The organism is Collinsella aerofaciens (assembly GCF_039062365.1).
Classification (GTDB): Bacteria; Actinomycetota; Coriobacteriia; order Coriobacteriales; family Coriobacteriaceae; genus Collinsella.
This window is the reverse complement of record NZ_JBCJBI010000001.1, coordinates 216,252-229,796: the sequence shown is the minus strand read 5'-3', so window position 1 is coordinate 229,796 and position 13,545 is coordinate 216,252. Positions and strand designations below refer to the sequence as shown.

The 13,545-nt window shown below is 56.8% G+C and carries 11 protein-coding genes; 3 read left to right on the top strand and 8 right to left on the bottom strand.

What is annotated here, in order from left to right; translation table 11 throughout:
- Window positions 1–165: 165 nt before the first annotated feature.
- Both ABCN01_RS00960 and ABCN01_RS00955 read left to right on the top strand, forming a co-directional pair.
- Entirely contained in the window at window positions 166–1,119 is a 954-nt protein-coding gene (locus tag ABCN01_RS00960) for a TOTE conflict system archaeo-eukaryotic primase domain-containing protein (protein WP_342996756.1), read from the top strand.
- A gap of 121 nt (window positions 1,120–1,240) precedes the next feature.
- Window positions 1,241–3,148 carry a DEAD/DEAH box helicase family protein gene (locus tag ABCN01_RS00955; protein ID WP_342996755.1) on the top strand — a complete coding sequence of 636 codons (1,908 nt, stop codon included), beginning with the start codon at window positions 1,241–1,243 and terminating at the stop codon, window positions 3,146–3,148.
- Between the two features lie 64 nt (window positions 3,149–3,212).
- Here the strand turns inward: ABCN01_RS00955 and ABCN01_RS00950 are convergent, their stop codons facing one another.
- From ABCN01_RS00950 to ABCN01_RS00930, 5 genes are all read right to left on the bottom strand, one after another.
- The gene (locus ABCN01_RS00950) at window positions 3,213–3,521 is read right to left on the bottom strand and encodes a type II toxin-antitoxin system RelE/ParE family toxin (protein ID WP_342996754.1); all 309 of its coding nucleotides are present in this window, start codon (window positions 3,519–3,521) and stop codon (window positions 3,213–3,215) included.
- Between the two features lie 2 nt (window positions 3,522–3,523).
- Window positions 3,524–3,823 (bottom strand): type II toxin-antitoxin system RelB/DinJ family antitoxin, encoded by a 300-nt coding sequence (locus tag ABCN01_RS00945; protein WP_342996753.1) that lies wholly within the window; start codon window positions 3,821–3,823, stop codon window positions 3,524–3,526.
- A 114-nt stretch (window positions 3,824–3,937) separates the two neighbouring features.
- Entirely contained in the window at window positions 3,938–4,696 is a 759-nt protein-coding gene (locus tag ABCN01_RS00940) for an LOG family protein (RefSeq protein ID WP_342996752.1), read from the bottom strand.
- Between the two features lie 210 nt (window positions 4,697–4,906).
- The gene (gene tgt / locus ABCN01_RS00935; RefSeq protein WP_138374899.1) at window positions 4,907–6,046 is read right to left on the bottom strand and encodes a tRNA guanosine(34) transglycosylase Tgt; all 1,140 of its coding nucleotides are present in this window, start codon (window positions 6,044–6,046) and stop codon (window positions 4,907–4,909) included.
- 423 nt (window positions 6,047–6,469) lie between these two features.
- Window positions 6,470–7,270: an SDR family NAD(P)-dependent oxidoreductase gene (locus ABCN01_RS00930; protein ID WP_006235414.1), complete on the bottom strand. Its 801-nt coding sequence runs from the start codon at window positions 7,268–7,270 to the stop codon at window positions 6,470–6,472.
- Between the two features lie 294 nt (window positions 7,271–7,564).
- Here ABCN01_RS00930 and ABCN01_RS00925 point away from each other — a divergent pair, with 294 nt between their 5' ends.
- Window positions 7,565–9,340: a coiled-coil domain-containing protein gene (locus ABCN01_RS00925; protein ID WP_342996751.1), complete on the top strand. Its 1,776-nt coding sequence runs from the start codon at window positions 7,565–7,567 to the stop codon at window positions 9,338–9,340.
- Between the two features lie 546 nt (window positions 9,341–9,886).
- Here the strand turns inward: ABCN01_RS00925 and queA are convergent.
- The 3 genes from queA to ABCN01_RS00910 form a co-directional block, all read right to left on the bottom strand.
- On the bottom strand, window positions 9,887–11,098 hold the full coding sequence (queA, locus tag ABCN01_RS00920) for a tRNA preQ1(34) S-adenosylmethionine ribosyltransferase-isomerase QueA (protein WP_342996750.1): 1,212 nt from the start codon (window positions 11,096–11,098) through the stop codon (window positions 9,887–9,889).
- A gap of 133 nt (window positions 11,099–11,231) precedes the next feature.
- Window positions 11,232–12,242, bottom strand: coding sequence for an ornithine carbamoyltransferase (argF, locus tag ABCN01_RS00915; RefSeq protein ID WP_342996749.1), 1,011 nt, complete (start codon window positions 12,240–12,242; stop codon window positions 11,232–11,234).
- Between the two features lie 32 nt (window positions 12,243–12,274).
- Entirely contained in the window at window positions 12,275–13,519 is a 1,245-nt protein-coding gene (locus ABCN01_RS00910) for an arginine deiminase (RefSeq protein ID WP_035137319.1), read from the bottom strand.
- Window positions 13,520–13,545: the final 26 nt, after the last annotated feature.

Sequence of the window (13,545 nt, the reverse complement as noted above, 5' to 3'; positions counted from 1 at the left end):
CTGCTAAAACCCATTCAGCAACAGCTGTCACACATTTTGGCAGAAAGCGAACGCCGCTCACGGAGCTGCACCCCACTATCACCGAACCAAAATGAGAGCCGGGTATCCCAAAAAACAAAATAGCGTACCCTCTTTCCAATGAGCCCTGACAAGAACGGCATCTACATGAGCAACGTCACATATCAATACGCCCTCATCGGGGACAAGTTATTCCAATTCAAGAGAACAGTCGCTCACGTATCGGAGCCGTACAGTCAAATTGTCATCTGCAGCAGCGGTCCAGACATCCGTTACACAACGCTGGAAGAATGGGAGAAAGCTGGCGATCTTTTCGATAGACGGGCGCAGGCCGAAGGTATCGTCACCAGCGCAAGCCCAGCGCGCGACAAACTCGAGCTCTTCCGCAATCTCTTTACTGGCCGCAAAGATGTTTACGCTCATGGGTACCGCAGAAAAGACGGAGGAATTGGCTATACGCCCGCCTGCGCAAATGAGTGGAAGTCAGGCATTTGCCCCAAAGCAAACCACCAGAGAGTCAAATGCACGGAATGCAGCAGCCGCGTCTTCCCCGAGTTGAGCGATGCCGCGATCATCGCCCATTTCAGAGGCAATGACGATAGGCTTCGAGACGTTATAGGCCAATATGTGCTCGATAAAGACAGTAACACGAAAGTCCTGGTCATCGATTTTGACGGAGCCGATTGGAAAGAAGCGACGAAAGCCATTCGACATGTCGCAAAAAGCCACGGAATCGATGTCGCAGTTGAGCGATCGAGATCGGGCGACGGCGCACATGTCTGGTTTTTCTTCCTAGAGCTCGTCAGCGCAAAGACCGCACGAGATTTTGGAAGCAGCCTTATCACCGAAGCGGCGATACTGAACAAGACAATCACCTTCAAAGCATTTGACAGGATGCTGCCCGCGCAGTCCACCATTCCTGAGGGCGGCTTTGGAAATCTCATAGCGCTGCCTTTTCAAGGAAAAGCGCAGCGAAAAGGGAACAGCGTATTTGTTGACGAGCAATTTGAGCCCTTTCCCGATCAATGGCTTTACCTTTCGCAAATCCAGTTAATCCCGCGCGTGACGGTGCAAAAATCTGATCGAGAGCATCGAAAATAGGCCGCATGGAATAGCAGCTGCGGCGGCAAACACCGGTGTGTCACATTCCCAGAGGCTGCGAAAGCGGCTTCCGCTCACACCGCGGGACTTCCCGTCATCGCTGTCCGTCACGCAGGCCGATATGCTCTATATCCCCGAAAAATCTCTGAGCCCCGCAGCTCAAATGGAAGTCCGCAGGCTTGCAACATTTGCTAACCCAGAATTCTTCCGCGCACAATCTATGCATCAATCGGTATTCGGCAAACCGCGGTACATAGACCTCAGCGAGCTTAGAGACGGCTACGTCGCGATTCCCAGAGGCTGCAAGGCTCAACTTGAGCGGCTGCTTCAAGAAGCCGGCGTTTCTGCCCACTACTCAGACAAACGCAAGTCGAGCAATCCAATTGCGATGGAATTTAAAGAGGCTCTTCGCCCTGAACAGCAAATTGTCGCCGAACAGATGCTCGGCTATGAAGACGGGATCATGTCTGCACCGACGGGGTTCGGCAAAACCGTCATCGGAGCTTATCTTATTGCTGCCATCGGTCTTCCAACGCTCGTCATCGTTCCCAAGACTGCGCTCATTGCCCAATGGAAATCCCAACTCGAACGATTTCTCGACATCACGGACAACAGAGAGCCCGTCCGAACCCCAAAGGGACGAATCAGCAAAAGACAGCCTCCGCTCATTGGGCAAATCGGAGGAGGCAAGACCGCCATAAGCCGTCTCATCGACATTGCTTCATTCCAGTCGCTATCCGGCAAGGATCCCCAAACCGGCGAGTCATTAGCCAAGGAGTTCGTTCGCGATTACAGTCTCATCATCTGTGACGAATGCCACCATGCGGCCGCGCCACAGCTTGAGCTTGTCCTCAAGTCCGCTCCTGCCAAATATGTATATGGCCTTTCCGCAACGCCCGAGCGTTCGGACGGACTCACGCGGGCACTCTCGATGCTCTGCGGCCCGGTTCGCTATGTCGTCGATCCAAAAACGCAAGCAATCCAACAGGGGATTCAGCGCATTGTTAGACCGCGTTTCACCGGAATTCGATTACCCACCTACGAACCAGGAGCATCCTTTAACCAAATTCTCGATCTCCTGTGTGTACACGCCGCGAGAAACGAAGCAATTATCGAGGACGCCCTCGAGGCCGCATCAAACGGTCGGCATCCGCTTGTGCTATCTAAAAGAAAGAAGCATGCCGAAGAGCTATGCAGGCTACTTCAAATCCGTGGACACGAACCCATACTCTTAACCGGAGAAATCGACGCCAAAGAAAGAAAAGCAATACTGAAGAGTCTTCCCAGCTTTGAGCATGAGCATCGAATCATCGTCGCAACTGAAAGTCTTCTGGGCGAGGGCTTCGACCTGTCTTACCTTGACACTCTGCTCATTGCCACTCCAATATCTTGGGACGGCAGCATAACGCAGCAGGCAGGCAGGCTACACAGAAGCCACGAGGGCAAACAGCGGGTTGAGATATTCGACTATGTTGACCTGTCGATACCCATGTTCGCGCGCATGTACCAAAAGAGGCTCAAGACCTACGCCAAGCTGGGGTATGAAGTCTTTACGGCAAACGACAACAGACAGGACGATCGTAACATCCTCGTTAGGTCGGCAAGAGCCGTGGAGGCTTTAGTGAATGACATCGAGAACGCATCGAAAAGCATTTTTATTGCCGCACCCTACGCGTCCGCCGCATGCCTTGAAAAGCTCGCCGCCGCACTCGCGGATGCCGCTACCCGTGGAATTGCCCTTGAGATTTCTATTGCTTCGACTCCGCGCGATGACGTGAAAGCGATTTTTGCCGAGATGAACGTCAACTATCTCATCAAAGCCGAAGGACGCCTGTGCGCATCAGTGATTGACGAGGAAACTGTCTGGTACGGAGCTATTCCGTTGCTGGCTTTCCCAAAGAAAGAAGACTGCAGCATTCGTTTCAAAAGCAGCGAAGTCGCAGCCGAGCTTTTGAGCGAAATCCAGCGAAAAGTGGAACCGGAGGCCGCGGCAACGAACGGGGTGCCCCCAGCAGTTGCGGTGAAATAGGGACTGTTTTTGGCTTATCAGCCGCAAATCAATCCCTATTCCACCGCAAGTTACAAACAAGAAATCAGCCCTGCGGACCCTGAAACAGCTCCTGATGAGTGCCCATTCGCACCAGCCTGATCACTGGGTTAGTCTTATGGGGCAGATAAAGAAGGACCACATCGACCAAGCCATCGGATAGATGGAAATCGATGTGGCCGGTGTAGTTTCCGCCCGGGTTTGAGAGCTCGTGGGCGCCATACTCCGCCGGAAGCGACCCGTGAGCCACAAGCTCTGCAACTGCCGCTTTAAACTCACTCTTTAGCTGCGGATGCATGCGCATCGTTCGTTTGTAGTCCGCCTTAAATTGAGCCTCGACCTTAATCTCGAACATCGCTATTCCTCATCGAGGAATGACATAAGCTCATCAGCGTTGTTTAATGACGGGCAATCGTCCGGCAAAATCCCCAATTCATGAGCCTCGGCGATCACCATGGCACGCCTCGTCGCCTCGTTGGGCACCTCAGCCCTTCCTACAATCTCAAAAGGAATCTTTCGCTGATTTACAAGCTGCCGAACGGCAAGATTGAGATAGGAATTGAGGCTGAGGCCGACCGAATCCAAGAACTCAGTCGCCTGTTCCTTGAGCCCCTCTTCGATGCGAACCGTCGTAGGCTTAACCGTTGCAGTAGACATACGCGACCTCCTCGCCCTCGTCTTTTGCATCAGTATACCCAATATAAATGGCAACCTGACGTTAGATAGCATTAGATTGCCATGCATATTCATGTCACGGTGGGCACGATTGCTCTACATCAACCCGCTGAGCGCAATGTCGACGGCCTCGTTGAGGTCGTCGGTAATGTGAACCAGATCCGGATCGAGCGGGCTGATCATTCCGGCGTCCATCACCGGACCGTTAAGCCAGTCGAATAGGCCCTGCCAGTACTCGCTGCCTACCAGCACAAGCGGCATGCGCTTGACCTTGTGCGTCTGCACCAGCGTGAGCACCTCGAACATCTCGTCGAGCGTACCAAAGCCTCCGGGAAACACGATGGCGCCCGAACTGTATTTGACGAACATGGTCTTGCGCACAAAGAAGTAGCGGAAGTCCATACCGAGGTTCACGTATTTGTTGAGCCCCTGCTCGTGCGGCAGCTCAATGCCCAAACCAACTGACTTGCCGTTGACGCTCGCCGCTCCCTTGTTGGCCGCTTCCATGATGCCGGGGCCGCCACCGGTGATAACCGCCACGCCGCGCTGGGCGATCTTGCGGCCGACGGTACGCGCCGCCTTGTAGAGTGGATCGTTCTTGGGCGTGCGGGCACTACCGAAGATGGTCACCGCAGGCCCTAACTCGGCAAGTGCGCCAAAGCCATCGACAAACTCGGCCTGGATGCGCAGTACGCGCCACGGATCGGCATGCAGCCAGTCGGTCGACTCCTCGGGCGCCAGCAGGTTAGCGTAGGTGTTGTCCTTAGGAATCATGGGGCCGCGCATAACCACGGGGCCGCGGCGGTACGTCTCGTCGTAGGCAGGCTCGCCCTCGACGTTCTCGTTCTTAATCATGGGTACTCCTATCGAAAAAAGAAACGGGCGGGGTCGACGCCATGCGTCAAACACCCGCCCGAACATCAACTATTCGGTATGGTACCCACGTTGCATCAAGCGCTTGCGAGCTATCGGTCAGCAGTCACGCAGACGCTGTTAGCGAACGTGATGACCGGCCGGCGCTCGCCCCTTGCCGTTGCCCGCGCTCTGCAAGCGCCCGCGCCGCTCTTAGTAGTCCACCGCCGCAGGACTGTTCATCCAGTCGCTCACAAACGCGCCGTAGCGGCCCTCGATAATGGCCTGGCGGGCACGCTGCATAAGGTTGAGCAGGTAGTAGATGTTGTGCATCGAAAGCAGAATGCCGCCGAGCATCTCCTTCTGCGTGACCATGTGACGGATGAGTGCACGGCTGTAGCCGCCCGTGCACACCGGACAGGTGCAGGTGGGATCGATGGGACCGTCGTCGTGCGCAAAGCGGGCGTTGCGGAAGTTGAGACGACCTTCACTGGAGAACGCCGTGCCCATGCGACCGGTGCGTGTCGGCAGCACACAGTCGAACATGTCGATGCCCACGCCCACGCCGCGCACGAGCGTGGTCGGATTGCCGACACCCATCAGGTAGCGCGGCTTGTGCTTGGGCATGTACTCACTCGCGAGCGGCGCCAGGGTCTCGAACATGGTCTCGTGGTCCTCGCCCACCGAGTAGCCGCCGATGCCGTAGCCCGGGAAGTCGCCGCACTCCTCCAGATGGCGCAGCGAGCGCAGGCGCAGGTCCAGATGCATGCCGCCCTGAACGATGCCAAAGAGTGCCTGGTCGTCGCGGGTATGAGCCTTATAGCAGCGCTCGGCCCACATGCTCGACAGCTCAACGGCGCGCTCGACGTAGGCACGCGTGGCGGGATAGCCCGGGCACTGATCGAGCTGCATGCAGATGTCTGAGCCGAGCTTCATGGCGATTTCCATGTTGTCCTCGGGCGTCCAGAACACGTGGCGGCCGTCGTAGTCGTTGACGATAAAGCGCACGCCCTCGTCGGTGAGCTTGACGGCGTCGTTGTGGCTGAAGACCTGGAAACCGCCCGAGTCGGTGAGGATGGGGCCGTGCCAGTTCATAAACTTGTGCAGTCCGCCCAGCTCGGCGATGGTGTCCTCGCCGGGACGCATGGACAGGTGATAGGTGTTGGCAAGCACAATCTGGGCGCCGAGCTGCTTGACGGTCTCGGTAGGAATGCCCTTGACGTTTGCCTTGGTGCCCACGGGCATAAAGATCGGCGTCTCGATGTCGCCGTGCGGGGTGTGGAGCACGCCGGCGCGCGCGTGCGTCGTCGGGTCCTCGGCGATCAGGTCGAATTTAAACAGGTTTTGATCCATAAACTGGAACTCCTTGGTTGCGGTTCATACGCAGACCATTATACGGGCAACCAGCAAACCGCACCGACTCGACAGAAACTGATGCATTAAACGACTAGTCGTCGAGGACAATCTTCAGCGCCATCTTGCAAAGAAGTGTCCCAATCTGCCGGCACTTAGGGACTGTCCCCAAGTGCCGGCAAGAGTGTCCCTTATAGCTAGTCATTTAAGAACGTCCCCAACGACTACGAGATCATCTCCAACAGCCAAGGCAACGCCGATGCTCTGGCGACGTCAGCGAGCGGTCGCCAGGGTGAACAAATTGGCATGAAAAGAGGGCGGCATAGACCTTCTGGTCATGCCGCCCTCTTTGAATGACAAGTTGTCGCCCTGGTGACCGCGCAGCGTCGAGCCGTTACGCGGTTTGGAAAAACCGCGTAACCCCTAAGGACGCTGGCCCATGCCGCCCTCGAGGGTGACGGTCTCGCCGTTCATGTACTTAAAGTCGGGACCGCAGAGCTGAACGACCACGCGGCCGATTTCCTTCTCGACGTCGCCGTAGTGACCCGCCGGTGGCATGTGGACGTTGGCCTTGAACGCCTCGGGATAGGCATCCTGGAAGTTCTCGAGCGCAGCAGTCCAGGCAAGCGGGCACACGATATTGACGTTGATGCCGTCCTTGCCCCACTCGTTGGCAGCTACGCGGGTCAGGCCGCGGATGCCTTCCTTGGCAGCGGCATAGCTGCACTGGCCATAGTTGCCAAACAGGCCGGCGCCCGAAGCAAAGTTGACCACGGAGCCCTTGGTCTCCTTCAGGTGCGGGTAGGCCTTCTGCATATACAGATAGGTGGCGTACAGGCCGGAGTAAATGGCCAGGTTAAACTGGTCCATGGTGTGGTCGGCGATGGTCACACCCGAGGCGCTGGCCTGAGCATTGTTGACGACGGCGTCGATGCGGCCGAACTCCTCAATGGCCTTGTCGATGACGTTCTGGACGACAGCCTCGTTGTCCTGACCAGCCGAGACATCGGCCTGAACAGGCAGAACCTTGACACCGTACTCGGCCTCGAGAGACTCCTTGGCGGCCTCGAGCTTAGCGACGTTGCGGCCGGTGATGACGAGGTTCGCGCCCTCCTTGGCAAAAGCGATATCGATGCCGTAACCGATGGAGCCAGCGGAGCCGTCCTTAAGCGTGGCCTTGCCGCCGCCGGTGACGATCACGGTCTTACCAGTGAAAAGTCCCATATAAAGTCCTTTCAAATCGCGGCGGACACGCCCGCCGACTGCGCGCATCCAAATTCACGCGCCAAAAGCTGGAATGCAACTTTAGCGTGTCCAAGTAAAAAATATAGACCGCGGTAGGCGAACGGCACCACGTCGTTCGGCGAAGGGATTGTCAAGTACAAACTGGATAAAGCGGCCGAGTTATTGTTATCAGATCGAGCCATCGAACACGTTTTGAAACTTTGCTGCGGCGCGTGGGATGTCGGCGCGAGACTTTATCATAGGGTGACAAACAACGATGAGGAGCACATGCCTATGACAGACGAGCTGGACCCCCAGACTCAACAGCATATTGATGATTCCGCAGGCGCCGTCGACGACTGCGATACTCCTACCTGCGTCGACGCCTCCACCGATGCGCACGCCACCGCAGATGCGCACGCCACCGCAGATAAGGCAACAGACGCAGACGATACTGTCGAGCATGACGAAAGCGAGCAGTCGAAGTCGAACGACGCCGAGCCCGATACGGAACCCGCACCACAGTCGGCAGGCCCCATCGAGGTGTCTTCGGAAGAAGAGCTCGATGCCGTCATGGACTCCATGATGGATGCCGTCAAAGCGATGAAAGACGCCGTGGCCGACGCCGATATCGACGCCGAAGAAGAGGAGGCCGCGGAGGCCGCCTCGACCTTCGTGCCCGGCGAGACGCCCGTTGCCGACCAAGGCAGCACCATGCCCTCATTTCTGCAGCTCGAGCACCCCACGATTGGCGCCGATGCGGTCGATCCGCACGCAGCAGGCTTTTCTGTGGTCGAGGGCGGTACCGGCAATATCGCCGCGCCGCAGGCTGCCGATGCGGACGATGCCGACACCGCTCGCCCAACCGCCCCGCACTCCCCCGCCGCGAGCCGCGATCTGGGGACCGCCGTCTCGAACACTGCGAACGCCGTGGGCACCTTTATCGCCCAGGGCGCCTCGGCCATGCGCGAGATGAATGCCGCGAAAAAGGCACTTGCCGATGCCCGCGCCCACCTGGCCGAACTTGAGCAGCGCATTGCCGATCAGGCCGAGGAACTCGAGACGCGCCAGGATATCGCAGGCCGCTATGACCAGATCGTCGCCGACCAGCGCCAGGCGATTGCCACGGCCCAAAAGACTGCAGCGGCCGCCGAGATTGACCGTGATGCCCACGCCGCCAAGGCAACAGATCTCAAGGGTCAGCTCGAACAAATGAAAACAGAGGATGACGCGACTGAGATCCGCCTGAAGGCCGCGCTCGACGCCGTGGAGGCCCGCGAGGCGAGCTCGCGTGAGACCGGCAACCGCCTCGTTCGACGTCTTGAGGATTCCAAGCGCATCCGCGACAAGGTGAAGGCCGAGCGAGACGCCGGCATTGCCGCCGCACAACAAACCGTCGACGCCACGCGCGCCCAGCTCGAGACGCTGCGTCATGAGTATGCCGAGCTGCAACGCAATCCCTCGGCAAATCCCGCCAACTATACGGTGCGCACCAGCGAACTCTCGATGCAGATCTCCGACACGGCAGATGCCCTGCGTAAAGCCGAAGAAGATGTCCCGCGCATCACCGCCGACCTTGAGCACTCACTTGCCGCAGCCGAGCAGGCCGTCGAGCAGGCTCAAGCCCCTATCGCCGACGCAAAACGCGCGCACCAAGCCGTGACGACCGAAGCCGATGCCGCGCGCGACGAGCTGCAGACGGCGAAGACGGCCGCCGCGACTCGTCAGCGCGAACTGCGCGAGAAGATCACTGCCGAGGACAAGGCGCGCCGCGACCAGGAGCAGACCATCGCCAACGCCCAAGCAGATGCCGCACATGCGCAGTCGATCATCGAACAGGCGACCGAGGTGCACGATCACCCAGAGATTACTGAGTCGCTTGCAGGATCCTTGGCCCGAGACAAAGCCGAACACGCCGAGACCGAGCGAGAAGTCGCCCAGCTCGAGGCCGCCGAGGACGCGGTGCGCGAGCGTACCCGCGACTCACGCATCAAATTCACTGGCGCCATCGTCTGCATCGTCGCCGTGATTCTGGTAATCATCCTGATCTGGCTGTTCGCGAGCAAGTAAACCAGCTGCCAAAAAACGCCTCAACTCAGTTGCGGTGAGAAAGTTTCTGTCCGCACCCCCAAAAGGCCAATTCAAGAACTATCTCACCGCAACTTATTTAGATCGACGCAAGGCAACCTATCCCTCTTGCACCGATCTCTTGACATAAGGACTGTCCCCAGGTGCCGGCACAAAAGGAACGTCCCCAAGTGCCAAGTGCCGTAAGAGTGTCCCCTTTGACTAGTCATTTAAGAACGTCCCCAATGACTACCCAATGACTACCCAATGACTACAGCGACAACCACGGCAACGCCGATGTTTTGGCAACGACAGCGAGCGGGTCGCATTTGAGACAAGGTGACGTGAAACGAAAGGGCGCTGACCTTCTGGTCGCGCCCTTGAAGTTGAACGTCAGATTGTCCAAATGCGGCCCGCGCAGCGTCGGCCGGTCCGCCGTTCGGTAGAACGGCGGAATCTAGAGAGGTCATGCCCGACGATTGAACGTCAGATTGCCGCTTAGGGGCGTTTGGAGCGTCGAGCAGTTACGCGGTTCGTAGAACCGCGTAACTAACAAATGAGCATCGCGTCGCCAAAGCTGAAGAAGCGGTAGCGCTCCTCGATAGCGGCAGCGTAGGCATCCATGATCTGGTCGCGGGTGGCAAGTGCACTCACAAGCATCATGAGCGTGGAGCGCGGCACGTGAAAGTTCGTAATCAGTGCGTCAACCACGTGATAGGTCGAGCCGGGCATGAGGTAGAGCTGCGTCGTCGCGTTCTCGCGTACCACGATGTCGCCGCGGCCGAGCGTATCGGCCCCGTCCTCACGGCCCTCAAAATAGCGCGCCGTCACAGCCGGATCGGACACCGGTGCCTCTGCGTCAAACGCGCTCTCGAGCGAGCGCACTGCGGTGGTACCAACGGCGATCACGCGATGCCCCTCGGCCTTCGCCTTATGCACGGCGTCGACAACCTCCTGCGACACGTGGTAGCGCTCGGTGTGCATCACATGCTGCGTGGGATCGTCCTCCTCCACCAGACGGAAGGTATCGATGCCCACTTCGAGTTCAACGGCGGCAAACTTGGCACCCTTGGCCTCGATAGCGGCCATGAGCTCGGGCGTAAAGTGCAGACCCGCCGTGGGAGCGGCAGCCGAGTGCTCCTCCTTCATGGCGTAGACGGTCTGGTACTTCTCGGGATCGCCCTCGTAATCGGTAATGTAGGGCGGCAGCGGCACGTGGCCGGCAGCATGGATGGCCTCGTCGAGTGTGCGCGGCTCGCCGGCGGCATTGCAACCGGCCGGCTCAAAGCGCACCAGACGGCCACCGCGGCTATCGGTGACAAAGTCGATGACCTCGGCCGTCAGCACCACGGGCGCGCCCTCGGGCGCATGGGCGCCACCGGCGCGATACTCAATCTGAGCACCGGGCTTCAGGCGCTTACCTGGCTTGACCAGGCACTCCCAAACGTGGCCCAGCGGGTCAACATCCTCGCGGCGCTTGAGCAGCAGCGTCTCGACCACGCCACCCGAGCCGGCTTTGCGACCGATCAGGCGGGCCGGCATCACGCGCGTCTTGTTGATGACGAGCACATCGCCCGGCTCGATATAGTCGATGATGTCGCGGAAGATGCGGTGCTCAACGGTGCCGCCATGCTCCAGCGGCGTTCCCGCCTGGGAGCCTTTGCGATCCACCACCAGCAGGCGGCAGGAGTCGCGCGGCTCGGCAGGAGCCTGGGCAATGAGCTCTTCGGGCAGGTTATAGTCAAAATCATCGGTACGCATCTTTGCCTCTTTCACAAAGCGCGTCAGTCGAAAAAATCGACTGACGCGCGCATCATTCTCCCCTGTATCCTATCAGCTTGTTGAGAGAAATATAGTATGGAAACAGATTTGCGACTGTTTTCTCAACGCCCTGCTACTTAAGCGTTGCGTACGTCACCGCCTTAATCGTATGCATGCGATTCTCCGCTTCTTGGAAAACACGAGACTTATCGGACTCAAAAACCTCGTCCGTGACTTCCATTTCGGTAACTCCAAACTTCTCAGCAATTTCGGCACCAACAGTAGTATTAGTATCGTGGAAGCTCGGAAGGCAGTGGAGGAAAATCGCCTCGGGCTTTGCCATAGACATCACCTCAGCGGTCACACGATACGGCGACATGAGCTTAATGCGGCTTTCCCACAGCTCTGCGGGCTGACCCATGCCAACCCAAACATCCGTGTAAATTACATCGGCATCACGAGCGCCTTCCTCAATATCCTCTGTAATGGTAATCGTCGATCCATGCTCGGCCGCAATACGACTACATTCTGCAAGGAGTTCAGGATCATAGGATGTAGCCCCCTCCGAATTTCCCCCGATTGGGCCGCAAGAACAGTAGTTAATGCCGAGCTTAGCGCAAATGACCATGAGCGAATCAGCGACGTTTCCGGCCGCCTTACCAAAAAATGTAAGTTTCCTGCCCTTAATCTCTCCAAACTCTTCACGTATGGTCAGAATATCGGCAAGCACTTGAGTCGGGTGAAATTCAGTAGTCAGCCCATTCCAAACGGGAACCCCAGCTTTTGCAGCAAGCTCCTCAACCTTCGCCTGTTCAAAGCCGCGGTATTCAATTCCGTCATACATGCGGCCAAGGACGCGAGCCGTGTCCTCAATCGACTCCTTTTTGCCCATCTGAGACGAGCCCGGATCCAAATAAGTTACACCCATGCCAAGGTCAAGTGCACCAACTTCGAAGGCGCAGCGAGTACGCGTGGAAGTCTTCTCAAATAGCAAAACAATATTCTTGCCTTCAAGGTATTTATGCGGAACACCGGCACGCTTCATGCTTTTGAAGTTAGCAGAAAGCTCAAGTAGATACTCAATCTCTTCCGTCGTGTAATCAAGCAGCTTCAGAAAACTGCGCCCAGCGATATTAACACCCATATTCGCCATCTCCCATCACAGTGGATTTGCAACTAAATATCTTCGCGCCAGAAGGGCATGCTCATGCAGCGCGGGCCACCACGACCGCGGGACAGTTCCTCGGAGGGAACGACCAAAAGTTCCAAACCGTTCTTGTAGAGCTCATCATTTGTGACAACATTGCGCTCGTAAACACAGACTTTACCAGGAGCAACGGCAAGAGTGTTCGACCCGTCGTTCCACTGCTCGCGAGATGCCTCAACCATATCGCCGGCACCGCACTCAATAAGCTGCACCTTCTCCACGCCAGTAGCCATTTCAAGAATATGTTCAAGCGTGTCATCAATCTCTTGAACAGCGACCATTCCCTCAGAGTCACCACGAGTCAGACGATAAACACGAAGGGTCTCAAAAATACCGGGATAAACTGTGAACTTATCGAAATCCACCATGGTGCAAACGGTGTCAAGATGCATGTAAGCATAGCCGTTGGGGATTTTAATAGCGTAAACGGTATCGATCTCAGAATTCCCAGATCCCCAGAACAAATTCTTTGCAAGCTCCTCAATCGCAGCCGCCTCAGTTCGCTGGCTAATTCCAATAGCCAAGGTATGAGCGTTAATGTTAAGCACATCACCGCCCTCGATATGCCAGGGATTCTTATGGTCGTACCAAATCGGAGTCCCTGCATAATCGGGATGGTATTTGAAAATCGCTTCGTAGAAGGGCACTTCACGATCTCGCTGTTTCCAATACATATGGTGAAGCAGAACGCCTTTGCCCACGGAAGCAAGAGGATCGCGAGAGAAATATGAACTCGGAAGAGGCTTCAACACCAAATCATCGGGCTTCGCATCCTCATTATCCATCATACTAAGCGTAGTCGAAACGCGAGGCAGCTCAAGGTCACGATAACGATACCCCCCCATAGCCTCAAGTACAAACTGATACGAATCTGAAATAGCGTCGAGCTTTTCACGAACAGCCTGCTCAAGCATAGGATTGACAATCCCGCTCTCAGCCATAAATGTATCGGTAAACTCAGCGCGAGCCGAGGGGCATGCATCCAGCGCTTCAGCAACGAGTTTCTCCATATAGAGAACCTCAACACCTTCGCTCCTCAGAAGATCCGCAAAGGCATCATGCTCCTTTTGAGCCACATCAAGATAGAAACAGTCGTGAATCCAGACATCCTCGAACTCTTCTGCCTTTACGTTCACAAGGTCACGACCGGGGCGGTGAAGCACAACTTTCTTGAGCTTACCAATCTCGCTGTGTACATTCAGTCCTTTAGACATTCCTGTTACTCCATTTCAGCCATGAA

Bases quoted from the DNA above. Each gene is read 5' to 3' on its own strand.
- ABCN01_RS00960 (WP_342996756.1), top strand. From the start codon at position 166: ATGAGCAACGTCACATATCAATACGCCCTCATCGGGGACAAGTTATTC.
- ABCN01_RS00955 (WP_342996755.1), top strand. From the start codon at position 1,241: ATGCTCTATATCCCCGAAAAATCTCTGAGCCCCGCAGCTCAAATGGAA.
- ABCN01_RS00950 (WP_342996754.1), bottom strand. From the start codon at position 3,521: ATGTTCGAGATTAAGGTCGAGGCTCAATTTAAGGCGGACTACAAACGA.
- ABCN01_RS00945 (WP_342996753.1), bottom strand. From the start codon at position 3,823: ATGTCTACTGCAACGGTTAAGCCTACGACGGTTCGCATCGAAGAGGGG.
- ABCN01_RS00940 (WP_342996752.1), bottom strand. From the start codon at position 4,696: ATGATTAAGAACGAGAACGTCGAGGGCGAGCCTGCCTACGACGAGACG.
- tgt (WP_138374899.1), bottom strand. From the start codon at position 6,046: ATGGATCAAAACCTGTTTAAATTCGACCTGATCGCCGAGGACCCGACG.
- ABCN01_RS00930 (WP_006235414.1), bottom strand. From the start codon at position 7,270: ATGGGACTTTTCACTGGTAAGACCGTGATCGTCACCGGCGGCGGCAAG.
- ABCN01_RS00925 (WP_342996751.1), top strand. From the start codon at position 7,565: ATGACAGACGAGCTGGACCCCCAGACTCAACAGCATATTGATGATTCC.
- queA (WP_342996750.1), bottom strand. From the start codon at position 11,098: ATGCGTACCGATGATTTTGACTATAACCTGCCCGAAGAGCTCATTGCC.
- argF (WP_342996749.1), bottom strand. From the start codon at position 12,242: ATGGGTGTTAATATCGCTGGGCGCAGTTTTCTGAAGCTGCTTGATTAC.
- ABCN01_RS00910 (WP_035137319.1), bottom strand. From the start codon at position 13,519: ATGTCTAAAGGACTGAATGTACACAGCGAGATTGGTAAGCTCAAGAAA.